Raw genomic sequence first — 21,818 nt, forward strand, 5'->3', positions numbered from 1 at the left:
GCGCAAAGCGCGGCCCGTCATCATCGTCGGGGCGGCGTTGTGCCTGCCCGTCTTTCTTTTCACTTATGGTCTTATGTTTGCAGGCGCGGCGAAGTCATGGCCCTGGTGGGGAACCATGCTTGCCGTTGTTTCGCACGCTACTGTCGTGATAGGCGCGTCTGCGCTTCGTGACCGCCAAGCAGAACACCGCCAGATGTAAGCGTATTTGCCACCATCCGCGCGGATGCTTCGGACATTGGCTGACCGTTCATTGCGGAATTGATCCGGCTTAGAGCAGCCTGCGCCCGCGCACCGCGCACGCCGGTCAAGGCCTTTGCAATGTCCTCATAGATACCCATGCGGCGCAGTTCGACCGCTTCTGCTGTTTCACCGGTAAGGGCTTGCACAAGCAGCTTTGCCGAGTTCACAGGCTCACCAGATGCCAAAGTGCGCAGGACGCCGCCCTCTGCCGTCGCGTTGACGCCGCTTTGTATGCTTTGCCGCCGTGCTGTCTTACTGTTTTCGGCAATCGCGGCCCGCAATTCAAACGCGGTTGCGGCCTGATCCACCTCGCCAAGCAGTTCGTCCGCAGCATCTTGCCCAAGCAAAATGCGCAGCTTTGTTTGGTTCGAACGGCTCGACATATCCCGCAAGGCACGGATGCCCTCGCGTGTGCTGGTGTCCGGGTCCGCTAGAGTGCGTGTAACATTCCCCATTGTGTCATCCAGATAGGCCCGCACGCCCTGCTTTGCCGCGTTGCGTTCTGCTGCCGAAGTGTTTTTATTGATAGACTGGCGGACATCATCAGGGCGGGTCCCGGACCGCAGTAGCGTGTAGCCGGTTTCAATCGCATTGCGTTCGCTGATCGCGTCGGCTGCGGTGTCCAGCGCGGTCCCATATTCAGGGACAGCTTGGCGCATGGTCTGCCGGATTGATTTGGACAGGTTGCCAGTTGCGCGGCCAAGGTCAGTAGTACCGCCTAGCTTGCCAGCGCCGTCCGCCTCTGCGGCAACGTCATTCAGCGCACGGGTGATATAATCAAGCTGCCGCACGTCTGGCATCGTCTGGACAGACACGCTGCCATCGTCAGCGATGCGGAACAGCTTTTGCAATGATTTATCGCCGTCCAATTCCATAAGCTGACTGGCGCGACGCCATGCAGCCGCTGGGATGCGGGGCATAAGCCCTTCCAGCCTCCGGCCCTCTGCGGATGCATAATTAATAGGCGCGGCATATGCTGCATCGTAAGCAGCAGCCCGCGCCGGGGCGGTGCCGGTGCGGACGGCATCTATAAGAGTGCGTTCACCCTGCGGTGCGCCTAGCGTTCGGTCTAGCGCATCGGCAATTTGCGTTGTCGCGGCCTGTGTGCGGTCCTGCATGGCCCGCTGCGTAATCTGCGAGGCATTGCCGCCCGATTGCGCGGCAGCGTCCAGAAGGTCGCTAGAGGCGCGGCCTGCCTCTGCCAGCATGGCGTTTGGCCCCGCCCGTTGCAGCGCGGCCATTGCATCAGCCTCCGACCCGTTGCGCAGAGTGTCTCTGATAACAGCCGCTGCCTGCGGCGACACATCAAGCTCGCGGGCGATGACCTGCACGTCCGACGACTTCAGGCGCTGGATCACATTGCTGATACCGCGTGCCGCATATGGTGCCGCAACGCCAAGCGCACCGCCAACAACGCCCCCGGTGAAAGCGCCGGTAGCAGCGTTTGCCGACCGGCCATCGCCGGACTGATCGCCCGCGCCGTAGATCGCGCCCTCTGTCGCGCCCGTGACCGCGCCGAGGGCAAGGCCAGACGCAGCAACGCCAGCCGTAGACGCCGGGGCCGCAGCAGCAACAGCCGGGGCAGCGGCCATTGCCAGGGGGATTGATCCGACCACGCCGCCCGCAAGGTTCAAAGCGCCAGCCTCGATTGGGTTTTCACGCTGCATTGCGCCTTGCATCTGCCGGATATTGTCGCCGCGCTGGCCCCCGAAAGCCTCGTCCACATAGGAACCGACAAAAGGCAAGCCTTGCGCTACCGATGCCGCCCGCGCCGCCACCGGTGCCGATGCAATTCGCTCTTGGTCAAAGTCACGCTGCGTGATTTCAACGGGCGTTGCGCCCTGCATCAGTTCGTCAATTTTCGCCGGGTCCGTGGTGGAATAGCCTGCGCTGGCGTAGGCACGCTGACCGTTTCCCATGTCGATGATGCGCCCGCCGTCTTGCGTTGTTGCAATGACGTTTTCGCGGGGCTGTGACGGCGTGTCGCCAGCGGCCTGCCACATCTTTGCCAGACGGGACGCCGCCTGCGTGTCGCCAGCGTTGTGCGCGTTGCGCAGCGCCTGCATGATCTGGTCGCGGTCTGCCATTAGTTGCCACCGTTCAGGTATTGGTTCAACAATTCATCGTCGGTCACGTCAGCCGCACCGCGCTTTTGCCCGGTTCGCGCAATGCCCCGCGCCATGATGGTGCGAAGTTCGCCAAGGGCTTGCTTGTAAGCATCTGTGGATTGCGCTCGATCCAGTCGGGCCATTGCCGCCGTAGCTGCGGCACCCTCTGTCTCGGTAATAGCGCCTGCGCCCTTTAGCTGGTCAAACGCGCTCAAAAATGCTTGTCCCTTAATTTGCGTCAGCTTCACATTCAAATCGGTGCCGCTTTGTGTCAGCGGGGGCAAGTTGCCCTGCACCATGCCAGTAATGCTGCTTAACTTAGGATCAGCGATCACGCTATCAATCAGCGCCAAGCTGTCCTGCAACCCGGCAACCGTCTGGCTGTCCGCAACCGATGTATCGACCGGACCGCCGGGGATCTGGCGCATCGCCCGCATACCCGTCGCCGGGTCAATAAACGCCTCGTAACCGGGGGGGATTGTGCCAATTTCAGCGCCGCCGCCGAGATTGTTCTCAACCGTGACCCCGCCGCCACCGATTGCCGTGGCCTTCATGCCTCCGGGGCCGGACTCGATGTTGTACGCGCCATCTGAAGGCAGGCCCAATGCCGCTGCGGTGTCACCAGTGGCGATGTAGCCCGTTGTCTGCGGCGCGTTGCGGTCATCCGCCCGCTTCAACACGTCAGCAATCGACATATATTTGCCAGCAATAACTTCGCGGTTGTCAAACTGCCCCACAAGGTTCGGTGCGGTCTGCCCTACAACAGCATCCCATTGCTCGGGCGAAGTCGCGGCCAAGCCCATTGCAACCGCTTGCTCGATCTGTTGCGCCTCTTGCGCACGCTGTTCCCGCGACAGGGTTGCCGCATGTTCTGCGATTGCGCGTTCCTCTTGGCGTGTCAGGCGGGCTTCTTGCGATTGCGCAAGCTGCATGTTCTGCCGGGTGGCTTCCATGCCCAAGCGCGTCTGATCCATGCCAAGGCGCGTTGTCTGCACGTTCTGCGCCGCGTTCAGCCCGTCCATGCCAAAGCCCGCCAGTGCGTTAAGCGCGTTCTGGTCGCCGCCCATGACGGCCCCGCCGTTCTGTTGCAGGTAGGCGTTCAGCGCGTTCTGCTGGCGAAACTGGTTTGCCCGCTGGCCCGCAATCGCGCCTGCGTCCATTGCGCCCACCACATCGACGGGTTGCCCTGCCATGATGATGCCTGCGTTCAGAGCGTTAGCCATTGATGATACCTCGCGACAGCGCGTTTGCCTGAATGGGGTTGATAAAGTCCGCGACGTTCAGCGCGTTTTGGTAGCGGGGCTGCTGCATTTGCGCCAAGGCGTTCTGCTGCTGTGGCTGCATTGAAACTTGCGGCTGCATCATCGCCGCCTGATAACCGTTGTTGGCCCCTGCACCCCCGTAGAATGGCTGCTGTGGCATGTTCTGCTGGTTATTCTGTGGCAGGCCCAATGCTGCCATTGTGTCATTGCCAATTTGCTGCGCTTGCGTCGGTGGTGTTGGGGCTTGCGATTGCGGCCCACGGTAGCCCTCCCAAGCCGCCGTACCTTGGTTTGCCAAGATCCACTGGCCGATGCGGTCCTGTGTGGCCTGATCCATGCGCTCGTTGCCTGACAGGCCAAGAGCCTCTTTCGCCGCCCGCAGGGTCGTGCCGACCACCTGATAAGCGCCCATAGGCGTAGCAACACGCCCAACCTGACCCTTGACCCACTGCCCGTAGTCGCCAGACGGCGATGCGAACTCCAGCGCGTCATTGATCGTCATGTCAGTAAGGCGGACATTGCTGTATCGCTTGCCGTCACGGTTAGAGAAACCGAAAAGCGCGTTATAATCGCCGCCGCTTTCACCTGCAAAAATGCCGTTGCGGATTTCTTCCCAGTTATCGACAGCCATCAGTAAAGCCCGCCGCTATAGCTGCCCATCCCCGTCTGACCATATGGCTGCGAATAGCTGACCTGCGGCTGCACCGATGCCGGTTGCTGCTGCTGATACTGCCAAGCGCCTAGAGCGTTACCAATGCCAGAGTTAATCGCGTTCGCCGTGCCGATTGCACCTGCGGACTGCGCATTGCCGATGCCATACGCACCCTGCGCCTGCGCATCACCGGTGGCTAGTGAGATGTTGGACAAGTTGTTGCCCAAACCCGCCCAGGCGTTTGCCCGCGATCCAGCAACGCCCGTCTGCACATTCGCCCGGTCGCCGTAATAGTTGCTCGTGAGGTTCGCCAGGGCGTTGCCACGGTTAAGCGTGAGATTCCCAAGCTGCTGCCCCCGATCTACCGCCAAACTCGCAAGCGCATTGTTGCCGTTGGTCTGGATGCCCGCAAGGCTTTGCCCCTGCACGCCCGCCGCACTCGCAAGGTTGGCCCCAGCGTTTTGGCCCATCCCGCTAACAGTGTTCAGGTTGCCAAGGTATTCGCCCTGCGTCCGATACGCCAAGTCGCTACCGCTCTGCTGCAATGCCTTAAGCGTTGCGCCGGAAAACAGGTTGCCGCTTGCCGCCGCTGAACTGTCCACGGCCCGCGTCCCATTGCGCAGCTGGCTTTGGAAATACTCGGACTCGTCAAAGCCCTGATACCCGGCAGGCTTGGAACCAATGCCAAGCGTATAATCACGCGCCGCGCTGGCAGCTAGTCCGCTGTCAATCGTCGGTTGATAGATGCCCTGCTGCGTGTTGTAGGCGTCGTTAATCGCGCCGGTGGCGTTAGCCATGCCAGTGCCAATTTGCCCCGCTGCGTCAGCATACCCGCCATTCATGCTTTGATAAGCGCCGGTGTAACCGTTCGTAAGCATGTCGCGTGCGCCGGACATGCCGCGATCAAGGTTGGTCAGCGCGTTGACGCCGCCATTCTCCAAGATCGTGTCGGCACGGTTGACGCCGCGAAGCTGGTCCTCCCGCGCCCGCTGTGCAGCAGCGACCTGCGCCGCCGTGGCTGCATTTGCAGCGTTTGTTTGTGCAGAGGCCGCGCGGTTTGAACTGATTGCCCCGATAGCCGCGCTACCGATAGTCGCGATTGCACCAATTGGCATTATGGCCTCCATCCGGTCATCAAAACCGATCCGTTGTCTGTGGGAATTTCGCCATCTTTGGTAAAACCGCAGCGCCCGGCGAAGGCGACAGCAGCGCGATTGCTTGCATCGGTCCACCCGATAATGCGGGCCGGTGATTTCTCCGCCCAGAATGCGTGCAGGATGCGCTTGGCCGGCTCGACGTAATGGCCCAAGCCTTCGCGCTTCATGCCGTAGTGCGCCATCCAGACGCCCGGCCACAGCGCCAGGTGAAAAACCACGCAAACCGGACCATCCGCCCAATACTCAAAGCCTTCATCTGGCAGAGTGTCAGGCGCAGACCCCATGACGTGCTGCGACGGGTCCGCCCAAAACGGGCGGGCCTGATCGACCGTGATGCGATGTGCCATCAGTCTAGGGTTGCAATCCATGCCATGACGTAAGCCCGCATGGCCGAGCCGCTCTGATAATTGCTCGGGTCAAGCGTCAGGGTGTCCGACTTGCCGCGCGGCGTGAACGTATAAGACACCAAGCCATCAACGGTCGTGCGGGTAAAGCTGTAAGGTGCAACGGGGTCTGTCATGGTTCCAGCGCCGTTATCCGGGCTTCCATCGCCGCTATCTGCTCCCGCTGCGTCTTCACCTCCGTCAGAAGATCCCGCAGCCACAGAACCAGAACCTGCGTCGGCATCCCCGACGGCTCCGCTACCTTGGAAAACGATTGATATTCCTGTAATTCCGGCATCAGCTTGTCCTGATATTAAGGCTTGCGTCGATACTGATGTCAGCAGGTCCGGCGTAAGTGATTTCGGCAGTGAACTGCTCATATTGCCCCAGCCTGTTCCAAACGACACGGCGGTTATATTCGCCAATCAGACCCAACCCGCGTGCGATAGGCTTTGACCACGTGAAGCCGTTGTCACCGGACACACGCAATTCGATTTCTTCTTCGCTCGGTAGGCGCGGCATTTCCACGTTCTCGATGATGGTCACTTTCGTGTCGTCATCGTCCAGCATCGTTATCGGCGTGCCGTCCAGCATCGTGACCACCACATCCTCAAACGTGATTTCACCGGTCGGGGCGTTGTAGACCGTGCCGACAGTCATCGGCAGGCTGACTTCATGGATGCGGAACCGATCCATCCCGCCATCTAGTGTGCGTCCAGACACCCGGCGTACCAGCGGCTTACCCAAGTCCGCCCCAACCCGCGCAAACCGCACCAGCGGCCCGCGCTTCGTGCCTGCGATAAACTTGCCGTATGCCCTGGCGATGACCTGCACAGACCACGGGCCAAGCGTGTTGCCCTCTGCCCGCTCGTGCCATTCCCCCGTGGCAATATCTACCACCCACGCGGGGCGACTATCGAACAGCAGGGCGCAGAACTTATGCCCCTCGTCCTCGTAATATGCCGCGCCGGTCGGTTCCTCTTGCGCGATGCTTGTCTCAACCGCTGCGTTGGATACGCGCTGCATGCCTTCCTGGCTGCCCAGATACGCCACGTTGTCGTTGCCAACGAAAAACACACCGTTGGGGATTGCCGCCATCAGGCCAAATGCCTTCAATCCGCGATCCGACGTGCTGCCTGCGATAGCCTGTAATGCGATTGCGCCGCTGGTGTCGGTATAGCTGGCCCAGACCTCGGTCGATGCCTCTTTGAACACCCACAGCGCCCCGCCAAGGGGGATTGCACGGACAATGTCAGCGTCAGACGTTTCCGCCGTGGCGAATGACAGCCCGTCAAGCGTTGCCGGTGCCGCAGGATTTGACCACTGCACGCGGCGTCCGCCCAATTCCGTCAAAACGGTTAGCTGCTTGTAAAACGTCACACTGCCGAACTCGGAAAACGCGCCCGCCGCTGGTTCTGACAGCGTTGTGCCGTCCCAAAGGTAATAGTTTCCACCGGCGCAGATCGTCACCTTGCCATTGTTGCCGCTAATCGTGGTGTTTGGATCGTCCGGGATTGTCCCGATCTGCACGGCGACACCGTTGGCCTCGACCTTATACAGATATTCCCCATGGACCGCGTAGAGGATGCCATCCACTTCCGCCATCGCCCGGCAGAACACGCCCGGAAGGTTGCCGAACAGCAGCGTTCCCGGCACAGACTTAACCACCGTGCGCCCGTCAATCGGTTCGCGATACATGTTCAGCAGGCGCGACGATGCCGCCCAGCGGTTATCACTGTCCTGCGCTGATTGCGCGGCAAACTCGAATTTCATCGGTATTCGTCGCCCGCAAAGTAAACGGACCCTTCACGGTCAAATGACAGCGCAAGATCCAACTCCGCCTCTGCCCGCATGATGATCCGATCAGCCGCGACCTCGTAATCATCGGCCAGCCGTGCGGCCAGTCCGTAAACTACCGCATCCTCAAACTGCGCAGGAAAATCCATCGCATCGCCTGCCAGCGGCGTGACGATTGCCCGCGTATAAGTCACCTCTAGCGACTCGCCAACGCCAGAAGCCAGAACGGGCCAGACGGTAAGCGTGGTTCCAGTCGCCTGACGGTTGACAAAATAGCTGGACGGGATGCCGATAGACGCCTTTTGCGGCAGAGCGTTGTATTCCTCCCGCGTGATCTGCTGCATGGGCATATCCAGACCGTTGCGCCGAAACCGCACGTCGTGAACCTCAACCGGTGCCGGGTCCATGATGTAGCTCGCCGCGCCCGTTAGCGGGATCGTCGCCTCCGCATATGTCCACAGGTTGTAGCGATGGTTTTGCCACGCGGCCAACATGCGGCCTAAAGCGGCAAGCGCGTCACGCAGATCCTCCGCCTGGATTGGCTGCGATGCACTCACCACGCCAATCTTGCGCAAAGCAGCCGTGCAAATGTCGCTGTTCGTGGTCATAGGTCATCCCAATCCTGCAAAATGGTCGGGTCGATGAAAAGATCAGGCGGCTCCGGGCGCACCCAAGGCGGGGTTTGCCGGTCCGTCTTGCCCTTTACGCTCTCTTGCGGGTGGCGCGGGTCGTGGCAGTTGTTCGTGCCGCCGCCGCTGCATGTCATCAGGCCGGTGTATTCGCGCCGCAGCTTGCCGGACTTGTACGAAAATCCGCAGCGGTCGCATATGACCTGCCATTGGCCTTTGACATAGTTTGTTTCTGTGGACATGAAGCCCCCTTAGAGGGGCTTAACGTCGCCCCAGCTTGCCCCGACAACCACATTGCGCACATGGTCGTAATCAAGGGACATTGATCTTGCTATATCTGATGTTCTTTCGCCCATCGCGCACCGACGCTTGACCTCAATGGCCAGTTCTTCGGTGATAACAGACGAACGCCGATTGCGGGCTTGCTCTGTGTAGGTGGCCCAGCGGCAATTTCCTGGCTCGTAATTGCCATTACATTCGATGCGATCAATGGAATGATCCAGCGAAGGGCGCTCCCCAACGTCAGAAACAAACTGCCAGAAGTCTTGCCACTCGGGACAGACTTTAATGCCCCTTGCCCCGTAGTTGTCAAAGTCTTTACTGTTCGGGTTTTCGCAGCGTTGCCGCATCCCACCCCAAATAAAATACAGCGGGTGGGATTCTCGTTGGCCCCAGTCATCAGGCCTAATCGTGTCTGTATGGCCATGGTGCCGCTTGCGCTGGCGATGCTTGTCACAAAGTCCATGTGAAACAACTTGGTCGTCGCAGCCCTCAATATCGCAGGTGTTTCGCTTGCCCCACCTCTGATATTCAAGGCTGCCTGTTTTTCTTTGTCGATAATAACACGCCTTGCAAAGCGTCTTGACCAACTTTTGCGTTTCTTTGTCGCAGTATGAGCAATTAGGCATGGGCCATCTCCTTTAGGATGACAGCCCATACCATTGTTCTAAGCCAAAGTACAGCTTTATCAGGAGCCAGCAGATCCGAACAGCGTGCGCGGGTCGCTCCAACCGACCGAGTAACGCTCATAGCCCTTGGCTTTTGCATTGGCCGTATCGAAGTCGTTGTCCTGCGTGAACTCGTAGGGAGTGCGCTGGAACATGGTCAGACCGTCTGGCGTGTCGGTCTTGATGAACCATGCATCGGGATCGGTCAGGTAGTGATTGACCACCACGCCGCCGGGCAGCAGGCCCATAGACTTGATCGCGTTCACGTCGTTGTTTGCAGTGCCAACGCGGAGCGTGCTGTTCATGATGCGCTCTGCCTCGAACATGTTGGCAGGGGCGACGACCAGCTTTTGACCACGGATTGCAATCGGCAGGCCGCGCGAGTTTTTGGCGCTGTTGATCTGCGTCAGCATCGTTTCAAGCGATGCCTCGGACAGGTCGGCAGCAATCGCCAACTCGTTGGACCATTCACCGGCCAGGGACGGGTGATCGGTTGCAATCAGTTCCTTGCCGTCACCGCCGGCATAGGCGGAGTTGAACGCGCGGTTCAGCACGTTTGCGGCAACGATTTCCTTCGTGGTGCGGAACGAAAAGTTCAGCATCTTGCCACGCTTGAACGAACGGCCCTTGTAAAGGTTGTCGTCCAGTTCTTCGCGGGTGACGATATAGCCCAGCGAATACGCAACGTGCGTGTAACGCGTGGTGACGCCCTGCGCGTGGCTGTCGTAGATGGTGCTGGCACCTTCGGCCTTGACCTGTGCCAGACCGAAGCCGGACACTTCGACATCTTCTTCATAGGCCATCTTGGACGTTTCGACGTTGAACAGCTCTTTGTATTCCAAAGGATGCTCGTTGTAGTCGTCCATGACGAACTTGTGCACGCCAGGCCAAAGGGCTTTCGGGTGCGCGGCGCGTGTGATTGGAGTTGCCATTTCTTAAGCCCCCGTGTTGCCGTCAACAAACGCATGGTTGTTCAAACGAACGTGCCATTTTGCGTTTGCGCCGATTTCATTATCCGGACGCTGAACAGCGCCCACGATCAGCACGTCCTGCGTGCCGTCACCTGTTGCCGTTGCAGTAGAGCTATCCAGCTGCATGGAGGACGAACCGGTGAAGGTGCTGCCAGCGGTGAAGCCGGTCAGGTCGGCCACGTTGCCAACTGCGGTTGCAGCCAAGGCACCGCCAACGCTGTCTTCTTGGATCTCAAACAACACATCGGGGTCATCGCAGACCAAGATGTAACCAGCGGTAGAACCGGGGCGATATGTCAGGTCGGTCGGCCCAACATTGTCGATTGCTGGCGAAATCATGACGCCCACAACCGCGTCACCGGTGGCGACGTTGCCGGTCACGGACGCGATGCCCGTGGAATCAGCGGAACCGGCGAACTTAACCAAGCCCCCCGGATAAATTGCAGTGCTATCCCCAGCGGCGACGTAATACTTGTTCACAGCGCCGTTGTAGGGAGCACCAGAAAGGTAACGCACGGGCGCAAGGCCGCGTGGTGCATTTCCGTTAGCCATTTGGCTTCTCCTATGATGGGTTTATTTGCCGAGCCGCGTGCTCATTGGGGAACTTGCCCCGTTCGGCACATACTGGTTCGACGTATCGCCGCCGGGGGTGTTTCCACCCTTAAGTGCGGCCTCTTGTGCATCAATTTGGCGCTGCTTTGCAGCATGGTCATCTTTGTAAAATTCCTTGGGCTTGCGCACCAAGATTGCACGGACGGGCTTGCCGTCTGCGCCGTTGCCCGCATTGACAGCAACTTGTGCGCCGTCACCTGCGGTATCGCCTTTGACCTTGCCGTCACGGTCGGAAACAATGTCCCAGTCGTCACGGACCGTCAGGTCATGCACCCGCGTACCAACGTCATTGATAAAGCGGTATTCAAAATTGTCGCGGTCCAGTGCGGACGTATCCACCGCCATGCGGTTCCGGTTGCCGGTCAGCTGGTCTGAACTGCGGCGGCGGCGGGCGGTCTTTGTTTCATCAGCACGGGTCATCGCGTAGCCTCCTGGGCAAAGTAGTCTGCGGCGTATTCGTCCACCGATTTATAAACGCCCTCTTGGACGAACTCTTTCGCAACACGGCGCACATCGGCGGGCAGGTCATCTGCGCCCTTGCCCTGCCTGCGCCCGGTGCCAAGCCCCCCGCTATCAACGCGGGATGCGCGGGCCGGGGCCTGCTGTTGCGCCGGGAAATAGCCGGGATACATGCGCTTGATTTCGGTTTCAGCGTAGGCCAACTGATCCTTTGCGCCCATTTGCAGCGCGGCAGGATTGGCGTCGATCAGGCGCTTGGCTGTGTCAAACAAGATGGGGTTTTTCAGCCAGTCATTCGCGCTGGCATACTCTTGCACGTAGGGGTCAACCTGCGGGCCGTCAGGCTGCGTCGGCTGCGCTTGGGCGTCAGGTGCCTTTAGCGCCTGCTCACGCTGTTCTGCGGCCTCGTATGCCTTTACATCAGCCATATCGACGGCTTCACGCTTGGCGGCGCGGATTGCGGCGAGGTCAGCCTCATATCGCTGCTGCTCTTGCGCCCGAACACGCTCAACGGCCATTTTAGTGCCGCGCGTGACCTCCTCAATCTGCCGTTTGTAATCTTCATCGCGCTGCTTCATTTCATCGCGCAGAACCTTGACGTTGGTCGCTGGCAACTCAAGGAAGCGATCTGCGTCAACCCAGCTTGCCGGGGCGCGGTCAAACTCGGACTGTGGACGCCAGCCATACTTGCGGGCCTGCGCTTCCAGCTGTTCACGATCCGGGTCGGGTTCCGGCGTCGTGTCTTCAATATCGTCCGTCTGGTCGTCGTCAACCAGATCCGCGTCAATCTCCGGCTCGTCGATTCGGTCGGTCATCGTATTCATCCAATCAATGCGGTGATGTCTTTGTCTTTCACCATGCGGTATTCCTTGCCGTCCTCACCCGTTACGAACGCGCCCGCATGAAGCGCGATGGCGACACGCTGGCCCGGTTGGGGCTTGGGCATGTCGGCAGGGTAAATGTCGTCGTTGAATGCAAAGGGCGACAGGGCAACGATTGTGCCGCGCTGGCTGCGATGCTTGTCGTGCTCCGTCGTGATCGGAGCCAGGTGCAAGCCGCCTTTTGTCGTGGTGGCGATTTCGTCCGGCTCTAGCAAAACGTTATATTCTAGGGGCGTCAGCCCGCTGGTGTTGGTCATCGAGTATCTCCATCATTGATCTGTAATCGTCTGCGCCCGCCTCGAAGATGTCCTCAAGGTGCGATTCAGCCCTGATAAGGGCCAACCGGTCTGCTTCCGGCCAAGGGTTGCCCGACCAATACGCCGCCTTCGCCATATCCGCCTGCGCCGCCAGGGATGCCTTGACCACCGAAAGGATCAGCACCGAAACCGGGTGGTTGCGCCATTCGTCCAAGTCCCGATCCGATAATGCCTGCAAGTCCATCGCGTATTGCCTCCAACTGCATCTTTGCTTTTTCCAGTTCGATGCCTTCCGCCGTAGCGGCGGCGTCAACATTTTCGCCAACGGTTTCGGCCTGGACCTTCGCCATGTCGGCCATCGCCTTCTGCACAGAGATTTGCTTAAGCGCCGCGTCGGCTTGCATCATCATGTCTTGGAACTGCGCCATCTTTTCGGCATTCGGGTCCGGCTTTGGTGCCAGCGCCTCGGTGTCCGGGATGCTTGCGGCAGACAGGATGCGCGTCATCGCCTCGCCCTTGTCCACCATGCCTTGCTCTGCCAGCTGCATGATGATCTGCGCCTTTGCAGCCTCTTGCATTTTGGTCACGCTGTTCGGATCAGCAATCGGCTGAATGTCCATGTCAGCCGCGCCATAGTCCTGCGCAGGGTCCAGCATGACGGGCTGGCCTTGAGCGTCCACCATGTCGTGAAACGCGCTGTATTCCTCTGCGCTGACGTATTGCGCGTTGATCTTTGCCAGCAGGCGATACTCTGCCTTAAGTGCGCGGAAAATGCGCTTATAAGACGCCGTGAACACGGTCATGCCTTGCTCGATCAGCGCCAGCGTGGTTGTCGCGGTCATGTTCTTGCCGCCGCTGTCACCCGTCATGATGTCATTGACGCTGGCAACCTCGCGGCCTGCGTCGATCAGCAAGCCCAGCAACTGAAACAATGTGCCGTCAGGCCCGGGGAACGTCATCGGCACAATGCTGTTCCGCACGTCTGCGCCTTTAGCGCCGGTCATCTTCCATTCGCCGGGGCTGAACCGCTGCGATCCGCCCTTGATCCGCATGTCAGAGCCGATGAAGCCGCCGCCCAGCGATGCCATGTGGCCCGCGTCCATCATCATATTGATGATCGAGTTGACCGTTTTAGAAATATCGCCAAGCAGGATGCCCAGACCGGTGCCGAAAAAGCCCCCGTCCATGCTTGGGAGGAAGTGATACGGCACAAAATAGCTGCCGCGTGCGATAGAGATAACCTCTGGCTCTGGCATTGGCGGCACAGGAAAGCCCTGCATTGCCGCCATCTGCGCCATCTGCACCGCCATCGGGTCTTGCGGGGCGAAAATGATGCTGTCCTGATCGAAGTCAGCCACGATGCGGGCCACCTTGCCCGTCGATACCTGCACCGTCACAATATACGGTTCGTCGTATCCGTCGCCGTCCAGATCCAGCCGCGTGTGCTGTTCGATGAACTCCTCCGGCTTCATGCGGTCAACACCGTCAGCCTCGAGGTAGTCGATGTCGCGGAACGTGCCGGCACGCTTGCGGCTTTCAATCTCGGACGGGTAAAAGCTGATTTCCTCCGTCAACCGGGGGGCTTCACCTAGCGCCTTGATCTTGTCGTTAACGATGAACGCACCAGGGGTGATGACCCGGCAACGCGGACGCTGCACCGTTGGGTCATACCAGACTTTGCGCACCATTGTGCCAACGATGGGAAGCTGGACTAACAGCTTGTCGGTCTCCTCCTCCCATTCCTCGATCTGACTGGTCAACTGCCACGACATGTGCGCAGCAACACGGTCGCCACGTGCCGCCTTCTGCCCCGTCCGGTCCGTGCCGTGCACCCTTGTGCGGACAACGCTGTCATTCGGGATAATCGCCGGATAAGCCCGCGCATTGAATTGAAGCGCAGCAGTCGTGACCAGCGGATATTTGACGTTTGCCGCGCCCTTGAACGGATAAGTCTTTTCCGCCTTGGTCAGCTTGGCAAGCTCGATGCCGTCCTTCATCTGGTCCAGCCAGCTTTTCATGCTGCCCTTGTCCAGCTTGTAGTCGTCAACCGCTTCCTGCCCGATCATGTCCAGCTCGTGCTGGTCAAGAATTTCGGCAAGGTTTTCGGATTGCAGGATCTGCTCAAGCGTCAGACTAACCACTTCGGCTCCGTCCTCCACCACGTCTGCGTCGATGTCTGTTAACTTGTCCATCAATACCCCGTGGCGTCGTTTCTGCCGTGGTCCTGCTCCTCCGCCTCCCATGTGTCTGCCTGTGGCATGACGGGGTAAGCGAACGTCAGGGCGAATGCGTCCGCGATGTCCGGTGAAGGAACGCCGCGCTTTTTCATGTCTTCTTTGCGTTCAAGGATGATCGCGTTGTTTGCGTCGTATTTATACATCGGCGCACTAAGTTCAGCCGCCAGCAGTTGATCGTCAGGCAGCCCGCCGCGCTCCATCCAAGCCCGCGCAGACAGCCACATTTCAGCACGCTTGTTTGCCGCCCGTTCACCGGTGCGCTGATAGTCCGACTTGCCGCCGAAGTTCACGCCGCGCACATCATGAAAGCCCAGCTGGTGCAGCCGGTCCACTACGCCGCCACCTACACCCCCGTCATCGACAAAGACCGCATCCGGCCCCCAGCGCCTGATCCAGTCAGCAACACGCGCCGCAAGCTGCATCGTGTCCATGCCTGCATGGCGCTCAAACGGCATAGGGTTGCCGTCGCGGCCATGCCGGAAGTAAATGCACGACTTGTCATCGCCAAACCGCGCAACGTCTACGCCGATAACCTTTTCATCAAACGATTCAGGCTTGCAGTCACGCTGCATTGCCTCTTGCACCAAGCCGAATTTAATCAGCTGGTCATCGCTCTCAGCCTCAAACGAACAGTAGAACTCTTGCCGGACCTTTGCGTCAGACATACCGGCTTGCCGCTCGTCCTCAATCTGCTGCACAGTCACCAAACCGGTATCCTCAACAGACAGGCTTTGCGAAAACCAGTTGTCAGCCTCCAGCGCCCGCATAAACGTGCTGTAGCCATGATTTCGACCGCGCGGCGTGTAGATGAACAATGCCCAGCCATCATTTTCAACCAAGATCGGGCGAATGTATTCCCAGGCCTCCGGGTTGGCGATTGACCACTCCGAAAACACCACGCCGATAGGGTTTGAACCTACAAGGCTGTCATAGTTATCAGACCCGGCCATCTGCCACATGGACCCGTTTACCGTCTCGATCAGCATTTCTTGCGCGTTGGTCCGCTTGCGAACCTCCGGCGGCAAGAACTGGTCGATAATCCTGCGCCCCTGGCGGTCGATACCGTTCCAGATTGCGCGGCGGGCCTGCGTCTGTTCCGGGAACAGGTGCCAATATGTGCCGACGCGCTTGAACATATCACGCGCCGTCAGGTTTAGGGCGCAGCTATCCTTGCCCGCCCGCCGGTGCCACACAGCAGCACCGCGTTGGAACTGCTTGCCGTGACCGAAGCTGTCATACAGTGCGCGTTGATGCGGACGCGCCACCCAATCATTCGGAATCGTGACCAAAGTTGTCAATCACGCTAATCGTGACGCCCCCGCTGTGTGCTAGTTCGTGGCGATCCTTCCATTCGTCTGGAAAGCGGTTCTTCATGTTGAAGATGTAGCTAGTTGCGTTGAACCCATCGGTTCCACCGAACGTGGCGATGCGACCCTGTTGCTCCCACCATGCCTGCGAACGATGCTTCACGCCTTTTACGGCGTCCGAAAACTCCGGGTATTCCTTCTGCCACCGATAAAACGTGTCGCGTGAGATACCCAGCAAGCTGATTGCCTCTGCCATCCCCTCGCCCGTTGAGCCAAAGCCATCAAGTGTGTCGCAGATTGCTGGGTCATACTCGCTGGGACGTCCTGTCTTGCTCACTTTGCCCGTGGCGACTTGCGCCCCTTTGGCTTGACTGGTGCGCTTTTTTTTGGCGCTGGCTTTTTGTCGTCCTTGGTCATCATCGGTCTCCTTATGCGTCGATTACTGCAATCTTGTGGCCCTTCTGGACCGCGATATAAGTCTGCATGCCAGCGGGGCAGTACGTGCCTGCGGTTGCGGTTGCCGTTGGGTTTTCGCCGGACAAAACCATCAATGGCGTGTCGCAATAGATTACTGCAACGCACCCACGGCCTGCGACTAATGCGGCCTGCACAGACGTTGCCGACGAGGTGACAGTCTCCGTGGACGTGGTGTCGCCCAGGTAGATCATCACGTTGTCATTGTTCGCGCGTGCGCCGACCTCACCCGCTGTGATCTTTACGGTTGCCATGCTGTCGGCCTCATGCTGGGGATATTGGTGCGCGTGTTGTTACGTCACGCGGCCTGCATTGCAGGGCTTGGACCGCTTGGCGGGGTGCTGAAACGAAAAACGCCGCACTGTATTGCTACAGGCGGCATTTGCTCTTGCATTATACCAAACCATGCGCGGCGTATGTTGTCAACGCCCTTCTTGCACTAATGCTTGTAGACCTTCCTTTATCTGGTGCAGCGGGGCCTTTTCCTCACGAACGCATGCCCGCATGATTGCCGGGATAACGCCCGAACTGCATTTGCGCAGAATGTTCTGGTCAACCCGGTGCGCTTCCTTGGCGGCGATTGCGGCGCGGATGTTGTCAGGTCGGCTGTTACCTCGCACCTCGCCATAGGCACATCCTTGCACCGTTGGGCGCGGCAAGCCGTTGGTGCTGGCGTATTTTATATAACGCTGGCAGTAGTCCTGCCCTGCCTCTCGCTCTTGCGCCGTGATCTTGCCCTCCGCCCACAAAATGCCAAGGATGCTACCGCGTGCATCCAGCTTGTGCAGTGTCGCTTGTGCTTTGGTCACGGGGGCTGCGTCCTTCTTGCGCCATGCTTCTGCATCGGCAGGTTGCGTAAATTCCCTGCGATGGCGGCGGCGGGCTTTTAGCACCGTCTGCGTATCGCTTTCTTCAAAAGTGCGGCGATCCACTTCGTCCTTGGCGCGTGATAGCTGCCCTGACTTGGTGCGCTTTCCTGCCTTGCGTGCTCGTGCCATTGTCTGCTGTCCCTCGTGGTGTTGCGCCGGGTGGCGTTGTTAGGTGGCGCGAATCACGACAACTGCCAGCGCAAGAACTGCGCCAACCCAGCTGCCAATGAAAAACGCGGAAAGGACAACCCAATTCGGGTGGCCCTGCTTAATCACTGTCACTGGCCCTGCCATGCGCTCTCTCCTTTGCGGTGCGGCTGTCCCGCGTCTGCGCTTGTGTCGTATCCCTTCGCCAGCCCCATGATCTGCATGATGCGCGGCGTCTTAACCGGGCAGTAGCGGGCGGCGACGATGGCGGCGGCAATCTCGATGTGGTCGGGGTGTATGCTGCCCCCGTGTAGGATTGCGGCGGATAGCTGGTGGCGGGTGGGGGTCATGGCTGCATCCATTGGGAACGGTCGCTGCCCAAATCAGCATTGACCTCTTCGATCCAAATCAGCGCCGTCAGGTCAGCCAACAACAGGGCGCGGGCAAGGTTGCCGGCTGGGCGCTGGTCAATGTCGGTGATGCTGTCCCACTCTTCGCCGTCAATGATAGCGGGGAATTGCTTAATCAGGCGGGCGCGGTGCGTTTTGTCGTTGTAGTCTGGTGCTACGCGGGCATCATCCGAAACGCAGCAAGTGCCGATCTGGAACCACCACCCTGGCAACACCGCGTCGTGAAACTGCTTGGCCGCGTCTAGGTATCCGTGGAAAGCGTCGTGCAGCCAAACTTGCTGCGAAACATCATGAAACGCGCTAGTGTCGTCCATCCTGCCTGCCTGCACATTGTCCCGCAGCGCGATCAGTGCGTCCTTGCGTGTCATGCCGTCTCTCCCATTGCTGCCCGCAGTGCATCTGCGGCTTGTGTGTATCCCGGCAGTTCCCGCAGATCCTCGAATAGCGCCAGCTTGGCCGGGGCCTCCGATGCGGGGAACGTGTCAATCCACGTCCCCTCGATGGTGATCTTCCCGTCTTTGGTGGTTGCGGTGAAGGTCATGCGCGGGCCTCGTTTGCTGGCGTTGCGAAGCGGATCTTCACGCGGGGGGCTGTGACCATCTCAACCGCCTTGTTGAGCGTGTAGCCCGCGCTGCGCAGGGTGTGCACGTCTGCCTTTTGCTTGGCTGTCAGGTTTGCATCTGGACGGGGCGTTGCGCCGATGGCCTCACCCGGCTTGGCTTTAGATACAATGCCACGGGGCGGCTTGCCTTCACGCCGCGCAGCAAGCGTTAGCGTCCACGACCGGCAACCGATCTCCGCCGCAATGTCTTTCTGCGTGCGATTGCTGTTCCAAAGCGCCTCGATCTCTGGCGTCCATTTCAGGCGGGCTTTTTCCGCGTGGACGATCTGTGCTTTCCGCATGTTTTCTTTTACGTATTCCGAAGTTTTCGCGGTCGCAAACTTTAGGCCCTTCACCTTCGACTGATACCAAGCGGAATTGCTGTTACACTTGCGGTGGCGGGCGGCTTCGGCTTGCGTCATCCCTGCTGCTGCGCATTCTTCCCAACTCATCATTGCACCGCCTCCCCTGCCATTGCGCGGTGATAACGCTGCTGCACCTGCGTTTGTGTCCATCCCTGCTTTGCGGCGATCTGCGAAAGCATGGCGTAGCTGCCCTTCGTGTCGCGCAGGCGTCCGCCTAGGCTTAGGTCTTTCGGCTTTGGCGCTGCTGCGCGTAGGTCGCGGCCACGATGAACAACCGGCTTGCGCGTTGTCAGGCCAGCCGCCCGCAGCACCGAACCAACGGAACTGACGGACCGGTCAACCGCAACGGCGATTTCGGTCTGTGTGCAGCCCTGGCGGCGCATATCGATTGCCTTGGCCTTGTCCTCGTCGCTCCAGAACGTGCCGCTCTTTGCACCGATGCGTGTGGCCCGCTGTGGATACCCGCAACGCTTGGCCAGTTCTGAAACGACATAATCTGGCACGCCAAGCACTGCTGCAATGCTGCGCTGCGGCTTGCCTGCGTCCCACATGGCGCGTATTTCCGGCGTGTCCTGCAAATCCTCTGACCGGCGACCCATGACGTGCGTGCGCTTGTCCAGCTTCATTTCGCGGGCCACCTTGCGCAGATATGACGGACCAACACCGAACGCGGCGCAAATCTCTGCAACGCTTTCGGTGCCTGCCCAACGCCGGCGCAGTTCGTCGCGGTCAATCTTAATCGTGTTTGTCATGCCATGCCCTTTGCTTCGCGGTAGCCTGCTGCCAGATCAGCGCGGCCCATTGCTTCCAGCGCCCGATCAGCGCGGCCCATGTATTTCAGCAGGTCGATGTATTCGTCATATTCCGCCCGGGTCAGTTTCCGCTTGAACGCAAACGGCTTGGGCTTTTGCGGCTTTTCAAACGCTGGCAGGCGGTCCTTGCTCACCCCTAGGCGGGCGCACTCTTTGTGCAGCATGGTCCGGTCCATTCCGGCGATTTGCGCGGCCTGCGTGTAGCTCTCTGCGTTGCGCAGCAGTTCGATCAGGTAGGCGGTTCGCATCTTGGTTGCCGCTACGCCTTCCGCGTGCTGTTGCGCCTGCCATGAAAGCGGCGCGGCGGCGATTGGTCCGTGCTTGGTCAAAACGATATCTCCCCTTGCATGGCCGCAACGGCGGCGCGGGTGTCTGGGATAAATTGGTAGTCAGGGCCGTGACGGTCGCGCCAAGTTTTCTTGCCGTTATGGATCGCCTCTGGCCCGTCCTGGTGGTGCCGCTTGCACAGCGGGATCGTGTCGCGGTCGCCGGATCGCTGGCCTGCGCCGGGGATGCGGTCATATCCGTGTGGCTCGTCCGCCATTGGCCGGTGCGTGCAATGGTGTGCATCAGACGGCGGCGGCGCGTTGCAGATCACGCACGGCAGACATTTTACGGCGTGCATGTGCTTGGGATCTGCCTTGACCTTGGGCGGCTTGAAAAACGCGGTCATCGGCGCGGCCCCCTCGTGTTCTTGCTGGCCGTGCAGATGTGCCATTGCCCGCAGACGTGGCAGCGATAGGTGCGTGACTTGGCGTTGCTCTTACGCATTCGCTTGGCGACCTTGCGGGCCATGTCGTGCGGAAACGGCTGCTTGCCCTCGCAGGCGCTTAGGCGGAGTTCCTGCTTGCTCATGCGCCGGCCTCCGGAATGGTCAGCACAACGCCCTGCCCTTCGAAGTGAACGCGCATAGCGTCTAGGTATGCCGTCTTTTGCTTTGTGTTCATCAGGCGCGTGACCGGAAAATCCAGCGGGTCCATCATCATTTCCAGTTTTTCCGCGTATGGATGCGGGCGAATGATGCGGTCATACTTTTCGGCAAAGACAGGGTGTTCGTTACGCAGGATAGGCACGCCGAAATGCAGCTTACAGTAGCCGCGCTTTTCCTCTGGCGTGCCGTCGCCCAACTGTTCAGCGGCTTCCTGCACCCACTTGCGTTGCAATGCGTTCTGCGGATTTGTGCGCGGCAGGCCCGGGGTGATCGTGACCGTGAAAGGCTTCTCGCGTTCCTTGAATAACTGCACAACCCGGGCAACGTCGGCAGCGTCCTTTATGGGGCGAACGGCTACGCTCATCATGCCACCTCGCCCATGCGGTTGCTGTATGCCGCCTGCAATTCGCTCTGCATTGCCTCGGTCAGCTTAGACACGGCATCTTTCGTGGCGTGATGGGACCATAGCGCGTCCAGCTTGGCTTGATCGGCGGCGGCGACGATTGCGGCCTTGATGCGGTCGCGGGTCTTGGCTGCATCGAATGGGATTGGCGGTGCACCGACGTTTTCGCGGCTCTTGTCATACAGCGCCAGGCCGAACGCATTGCCGAACGTCCGCAGCGCACGCTTTAGCGCATCAGTCACGGCCTCTTTCGTCGCACCCTCGACGGCATCACCGATCTGCTTGGCAAAGCCAGACCCAAAGCCCACATCTTCGCGCACCACGTCACCCACGGTCACGGTGACAATGCAGGTGTAAGCGGCCTGCCATTGCACATCACCCTTGGCGGTCTTGCCCTCTTTCAGGCTGTCCTGCGTCATGGTTTTGATCGTGTAAGACCAGCCACCAAACCCAAAGATGCGGTTAGCCTCGGCAATAGCGTGCCAGCCTTCGATGTAGTCGCCCTTGGGACCGAAGCTGCCGGACGGCTTGCGAACGTGCGCAGGGTCCAGCTTGGCTTCCAGCAATGGCTTTGCGATTTCCCAGTCCATCATGCCCGTCCCTCCAAAACTGTCATCGCCCGGTCGTAGTCTGCGCGGTCTGCGCGGTGCATCCGCGCCCACATCGGCAGCGTGATCGGCGGTTCGTATTCGGTCGAAAGCAGGCGGGCGCTGGAACGCTCCAATCCTTCGCGGGCGATGCGCAGGCGGATGCGGGCGCACTCCGACTGCCCGATATTGTAGGTGTCGGGATACAAGCGCACTTGCGTTGCACCATGCGTTGCGGTTACGAACGATTTCGTCATATTGAGCCTCCTAACGGCTTGATGTGATAGACGCGGGCGGGGAGTTCCAAATACCCGCCTGCG

Annotated in this window: 31 protein-coding genes; all 31 read right to left on the reverse strand. The window is 59.7% G+C overall.

Annotation, left to right across the window (positions count from 1 at the left end):
• Nucleotides 1-137 precede the first annotated feature (137 nt).
• Entirely contained in the window at nt 138-2,327 is a 2,190-nt protein-coding gene (locus SJY10_RS09275; RefSeq protein ID WP_386681811.1) for a hypothetical protein, read from the reverse strand.
• Nucleotides 2,327-3,571 (reverse strand): hypothetical protein, encoded by a 1,245-nt coding sequence (locus tag SJY10_RS09280; RefSeq protein ID WP_386681813.1) that lies wholly within the window; start codon nt 3,569-3,571, stop codon nt 2,327-2,329. Before SJY10_RS09280 ends, SJY10_RS09275 begins: the two co-directional genes overlap by 1 nt.
• Nucleotides 3,564-4,241, reverse strand: coding sequence for a hypothetical protein (locus SJY10_RS09285; protein ID WP_386681815.1), 678 nt, complete (start codon nt 4,239-4,241; stop codon nt 3,564-3,566). Before SJY10_RS09285 ends, SJY10_RS09280 begins: the two co-directional genes overlap by 8 nt.
• Entirely contained in the window at nt 4,241-5,377 is a 1,137-nt protein-coding gene (locus SJY10_RS09290; protein WP_386681817.1) for a hypothetical protein, read from the reverse strand. The genes SJY10_RS09285 and SJY10_RS09290 overlap by 1 nt, the downstream gene beginning before the upstream one ends.
• Nucleotides 5,377-5,766, reverse strand: a complete 390-nt coding sequence (locus SJY10_RS09295; RefSeq protein ID WP_386681820.1) for a hypothetical protein — start codon at nt 5,764-5,766, stop codon at nt 5,377-5,379. The genes SJY10_RS09290 and SJY10_RS09295 overlap by 1 nt, the downstream gene beginning before the upstream one ends.
• On the reverse strand, nt 5,766-5,939 hold the full coding sequence (locus SJY10_RS09300) for a hypothetical protein (RefSeq protein WP_386681822.1): 174 nt from the start codon (nt 5,937-5,939) through the stop codon (nt 5,766-5,768). The genes SJY10_RS09295 and SJY10_RS09300 overlap by 1 nt, the downstream gene beginning before the upstream one ends.
• Nucleotides 5,936-6,100: a hypothetical protein gene (locus SJY10_RS09305; protein ID WP_386681825.1), complete on the reverse strand. Its 165-nt coding sequence runs from the start codon at nt 6,098-6,100 to the stop codon at nt 5,936-5,938. Before SJY10_RS09305 ends, SJY10_RS09300 begins: the two co-directional genes overlap by 4 nt.
• Nucleotides 6,100-7,575 (reverse strand): hypothetical protein, encoded by a 1,476-nt coding sequence (locus SJY10_RS09310; protein ID WP_386681828.1) that lies wholly within the window; start codon nt 7,573-7,575, stop codon nt 6,100-6,102. Before SJY10_RS09310 ends, SJY10_RS09305 begins: the two co-directional genes overlap by 1 nt.
• A complete protein-coding gene (locus SJY10_RS09315; protein ID WP_386681831.1) occupies nt 7,572-8,207 on the reverse strand; it encodes a hypothetical protein in 636 nt (211 codons plus the stop codon). Before SJY10_RS09315 ends, SJY10_RS09310 begins: the two co-directional genes overlap by 4 nt.
• On the reverse strand, nt 8,204-8,470 hold the full coding sequence (locus SJY10_RS09320; protein WP_386681834.1) for a hypothetical protein: 267 nt from the start codon (nt 8,468-8,470) through the stop codon (nt 8,204-8,206). The genes SJY10_RS09315 and SJY10_RS09320 overlap by 4 nt, the downstream gene beginning before the upstream one ends.
• Before the next feature lie 9 nt (nt 8,471-8,479).
• Nucleotides 8,480-9,136, reverse strand: coding sequence for a hypothetical protein (locus tag SJY10_RS09325; protein ID WP_386681837.1), 657 nt, complete (start codon nt 9,134-9,136; stop codon nt 8,480-8,482).
• Between the two features lie 59 nt (nt 9,137-9,195).
• Nucleotides 9,196-10,107, reverse strand: coding sequence for a Mu-like prophage major head subunit gpT family protein (locus SJY10_RS09330; RefSeq protein ID WP_386681839.1), 912 nt, complete (start codon nt 10,105-10,107; stop codon nt 9,196-9,198).
• Nucleotides 10,108-10,110: 3 nt separating this feature from the next.
• On the reverse strand, nt 10,111-10,698 hold the full coding sequence (locus SJY10_RS09335; RefSeq protein ID WP_386681842.1) for a hypothetical protein: 588 nt from the start codon (nt 10,696-10,698) through the stop codon (nt 10,111-10,113).
• Between the two features lie 21 nt (nt 10,699-10,719).
• A complete protein-coding gene (locus tag SJY10_RS09340; protein WP_386681844.1) occupies nt 10,720-11,178 on the reverse strand; it encodes a hypothetical protein in 459 nt (152 codons plus the stop codon).
• A complete protein-coding gene (locus SJY10_RS09345; RefSeq protein ID WP_386681846.1) occupies nt 11,175-12,032 on the reverse strand; it encodes a hypothetical protein in 858 nt (285 codons plus the stop codon). The genes SJY10_RS09340 and SJY10_RS09345 overlap by 4 nt, the downstream gene beginning before the upstream one ends.
• Nucleotides 12,033-12,037: 5 nt before the next feature.
• Complete coding sequence (locus tag SJY10_RS09350) at nt 12,038-12,355, reverse strand: hypothetical protein (RefSeq protein ID WP_386681848.1); 318 nt, start codon at nt 12,353-12,355, stop codon at nt 12,038-12,040.
• Nucleotides 12,356-12,420: 65 nt separating this feature from the next.
• The gene (locus SJY10_RS09355) at nt 12,421-14,547 is read right to left on the reverse strand and encodes a hypothetical protein (protein WP_386681850.1); all 2,127 of its coding nucleotides are present in this window, start codon (nt 14,545-14,547) and stop codon (nt 12,421-12,423) included.
• Complete coding sequence (locus SJY10_RS09360) at nt 14,547-15,857, reverse strand: hypothetical protein (protein WP_386681852.1); 1,311 nt, start codon at nt 15,855-15,857, stop codon at nt 14,547-14,549. The genes SJY10_RS09355 and SJY10_RS09360 overlap by 1 nt, the downstream gene beginning before the upstream one ends.
• Nucleotides 15,858-15,861: 4 nt before the next feature.
• Nucleotides 15,862-16,155 (reverse strand): hypothetical protein, encoded by a 294-nt coding sequence (locus SJY10_RS09365; protein WP_386681854.1) that lies wholly within the window; start codon nt 16,153-16,155, stop codon nt 15,862-15,864.
• Nucleotides 16,156-16,327: 172 nt separating this feature from the next.
• Entirely contained in the window at nt 16,328-16,627 is a 300-nt protein-coding gene (locus SJY10_RS09370; protein ID WP_386681856.1) for a hypothetical protein, read from the reverse strand.
• Nucleotides 16,628-16,795: 168 nt separating this feature from the next.
• Entirely contained in the window at nt 16,796-17,371 is a 576-nt protein-coding gene (locus SJY10_RS09375) for a hypothetical protein (RefSeq protein ID WP_386681858.1), read from the reverse strand.
• A gap of 149 nt (nt 17,372-17,520) precedes the next feature.
• Nucleotides 17,521-17,739, reverse strand: a complete 219-nt coding sequence (locus tag SJY10_RS09380) for a hypothetical protein (RefSeq protein WP_386681860.1) — start codon at nt 17,737-17,739, stop codon at nt 17,521-17,523.
• A complete protein-coding gene (locus SJY10_RS09385; protein ID WP_386681862.1) occupies nt 17,736-18,167 on the reverse strand; it encodes a hypothetical protein in 432 nt (143 codons plus the stop codon). The genes SJY10_RS09380 and SJY10_RS09385 overlap by 4 nt, the downstream gene beginning before the upstream one ends.
• Nucleotides 18,164-18,340 (reverse strand): hypothetical protein, encoded by a 177-nt coding sequence (locus SJY10_RS09390; RefSeq protein WP_386681864.1) that lies wholly within the window; start codon nt 18,338-18,340, stop codon nt 18,164-18,166. The genes SJY10_RS09385 and SJY10_RS09390 overlap by 4 nt, the downstream gene beginning before the upstream one ends.
• On the reverse strand, nt 18,337-18,702 hold the full coding sequence (locus tag SJY10_RS09395; RefSeq protein WP_386681866.1) for a hypothetical protein: 366 nt from the start codon (nt 18,700-18,702) through the stop codon (nt 18,337-18,339). The genes SJY10_RS09390 and SJY10_RS09395 overlap by 4 nt, the downstream gene beginning before the upstream one ends.
• Before the next feature lie 149 nt (nt 18,703-18,851).
• Nucleotides 18,852-19,517, reverse strand: a complete 666-nt coding sequence (locus SJY10_RS09400; protein ID WP_386681868.1) for a hypothetical protein — start codon at nt 19,515-19,517, stop codon at nt 18,852-18,854.
• Nucleotides 19,514-19,906: a hypothetical protein gene (locus tag SJY10_RS09405; RefSeq protein ID WP_386681870.1), complete on the reverse strand. Its 393-nt coding sequence runs from the start codon at nt 19,904-19,906 to the stop codon at nt 19,514-19,516. The genes SJY10_RS09400 and SJY10_RS09405 overlap by 4 nt, the downstream gene beginning before the upstream one ends.
• Complete coding sequence (locus SJY10_RS09410) at nt 19,903-20,295, reverse strand: hypothetical protein (protein ID WP_386681871.1); 393 nt, start codon at nt 20,293-20,295, stop codon at nt 19,903-19,905. The genes SJY10_RS09405 and SJY10_RS09410 overlap by 4 nt, the downstream gene beginning before the upstream one ends.
• 133 nt (nt 20,296-20,428) lie before the next feature.
• A complete protein-coding gene (locus SJY10_RS09415) occupies nt 20,429-20,875 on the reverse strand; it encodes a hypothetical protein (protein WP_386681872.1) in 447 nt (148 codons plus the stop codon).
• Nucleotides 20,872-21,504, reverse strand: a complete 633-nt coding sequence (locus SJY10_RS09420; RefSeq protein ID WP_386681874.1) for an RAD52 family DNA repair protein — start codon at nt 21,502-21,504, stop codon at nt 20,872-20,874. Before SJY10_RS09420 ends, SJY10_RS09415 begins: the two co-directional genes overlap by 4 nt.
• Entirely contained in the window at nt 21,501-21,755 is a 255-nt protein-coding gene (locus SJY10_RS09425) for a hypothetical protein (RefSeq protein ID WP_386681876.1), read from the reverse strand. Before SJY10_RS09425 ends, SJY10_RS09420 begins: the two co-directional genes overlap by 4 nt.
• Between the last annotated feature and the right edge of the window lie 63 nt (nt 21,756-21,818).

This window comes from Loktanella sp. R86503 (assembly GCF_042466455.1).
GTDB lineage: Bacteria > Pseudomonadota > Alphaproteobacteria > Rhodobacterales > Rhodobacteraceae > Loktanella.

Bases quoted from the DNA above. Each gene is read 5' to 3' on its own strand.
- SJY10_RS09400 (WP_386681868.1), bottom strand. From the start codon at position 19,517: ATGACAAACACGATTAAGATTGACCGCGACGAACTGCGCCGGCGTTGG.
- SJY10_RS09380 (WP_386681860.1), bottom strand. From the start codon at position 17,739: ATGACCCCCACCCGCCACCAGCTATCCGCCGCAATCCTACACGGGGGC.
- SJY10_RS09395 (WP_386681866.1), bottom strand. From the start codon at position 18,702: ATGCGGAAAGCACAGATCGTCCACGCGGAAAAAGCCCGCCTGAAATGG.
- SJY10_RS09425 (WP_386681876.1), bottom strand. From the start codon at position 21,755: ATGACGAAATCGTTCGTAACCGCAACGCATGGTGCAACGCAAGTGCGC.
- SJY10_RS09350 (WP_386681848.1), bottom strand. From the start codon at position 12,355: ATGACCAACACCAGCGGGCTGACGCCCCTAGAATATAACGTTTTGCTA.
- SJY10_RS09365 (WP_386681854.1), bottom strand. From the start codon at position 16,155: ATGGCAGAGGCAATCAGCTTGCTGGGTATCTCACGCGACACGTTTTAT.
- SJY10_RS09335 (WP_386681842.1), bottom strand. From the start codon at position 10,698: ATGGCTAACGGAAATGCACCACGCGGCCTTGCGCCCGTGCGTTACCTT.
- SJY10_RS09300 (WP_386681822.1), bottom strand. From the start codon at position 5,939: ATGACAGACCCCGTTGCACCTTACAGCTTTACCCGCACGACCGTTGAT.
- SJY10_RS09410 (WP_386681871.1), bottom strand. From the start codon at position 20,295: ATGGCACATCTGCACGGCCAGCAAGAACACGAGGGGGCCGCGCCGATG.
- SJY10_RS09295 (WP_386681820.1), bottom strand. From the start codon at position 5,766: ATGGCACATCGCATCACGGTCGATCAGGCCCGCCCGTTTTGGGCGGAC.
- SJY10_RS09315 (WP_386681831.1), bottom strand. From the start codon at position 8,207: ATGACCACGAACAGCGACATTTGCACGGCTGCTTTGCGCAAGATTGGC.
- SJY10_RS09325 (WP_386681837.1), bottom strand. From the start codon at position 9,136: ATGCCTAATTGCTCATACTGCGACAAAGAAACGCAAAAGTTGGTCAAG.
- SJY10_RS09320 (WP_386681834.1), bottom strand. From the start codon at position 8,470: ATGTCCACAGAAACAAACTATGTCAAAGGCCAATGGCAGGTCATATGC.
- SJY10_RS09305 (WP_386681825.1), bottom strand. From the start codon at position 6,100: ATGCCGGAATTACAGGAATATCAATCGTTTTCCAAGGTAGCGGAGCCG.
- SJY10_RS09420 (WP_386681874.1), bottom strand. From the start codon at position 21,504: ATGATGGACTGGGAAATCGCAAAGCCATTGCTGGAAGCCAAGCTGGAC.
- SJY10_RS09355 (WP_386681850.1), bottom strand. From the start codon at position 14,547: ATGGACAAGTTAACAGACATCGACGCAGACGTGGTGGAGGACGGAGCC.
- SJY10_RS09370 (WP_386681856.1), bottom strand. From the start codon at position 16,627: ATGGCAACCGTAAAGATCACAGCGGGTGAGGTCGGCGCACGCGCGAAC.
- SJY10_RS09345 (WP_386681846.1), bottom strand. From the start codon at position 12,032: ATGACCGACCGAATCGACGAGCCGGAGATTGACGCGGATCTGGTTGAC.
- SJY10_RS09275 (WP_386681811.1), bottom strand. From the start codon at position 2,327: ATGGCAGACCGCGACCAGATCATGCAGGCGCTGCGCAACGCGCACAAC.
- SJY10_RS09330 (WP_386681839.1), bottom strand. From the start codon at position 10,107: ATGGCAACTCCAATCACACGCGCCGCGCACCCGAAAGCCCTTTGGCCT.
- SJY10_RS09340 (WP_386681844.1), bottom strand. From the start codon at position 11,178: ATGACCCGTGCTGATGAAACAAAGACCGCCCGCCGCCGCCGCAGTTCA.
- SJY10_RS09310 (WP_386681828.1), bottom strand. From the start codon at position 7,575: ATGAAATTCGAGTTTGCCGCGCAATCAGCGCAGGACAGTGATAACCGC.
- SJY10_RS09285 (WP_386681815.1), bottom strand. From the start codon at position 4,241: ATGGCTGTCGATAACTGGGAAGAAATCCGCAACGGCATTTTTGCAGGT.
- SJY10_RS09390 (WP_386681864.1), bottom strand. From the start codon at position 18,340: ATGACCTTCACCGCAACCACCAAAGACGGGAAGATCACCATCGAGGGG.
- SJY10_RS09385 (WP_386681862.1), bottom strand. From the start codon at position 18,167: ATGACACGCAAGGACGCACTGATCGCGCTGCGGGACAATGTGCAGGCA.
- SJY10_RS09415 (WP_386681872.1), bottom strand. From the start codon at position 20,875: ATGATGAGCGTAGCCGTTCGCCCCATAAAGGACGCTGCCGACGTTGCC.
- SJY10_RS09290 (WP_386681817.1), bottom strand. From the start codon at position 5,377: ATGCCAATTGGTGCAATCGCGACTATCGGTAGCGCGGCTATCGGGGCA.
- SJY10_RS09375 (WP_386681858.1), bottom strand. From the start codon at position 17,371: ATGGCACGAGCACGCAAGGCAGGAAAGCGCACCAAGTCAGGGCAGCTA.
- SJY10_RS09280 (WP_386681813.1), bottom strand. From the start codon at position 3,571: ATGGCTAACGCTCTGAACGCAGGCATCATCATGGCAGGGCAACCCGTC.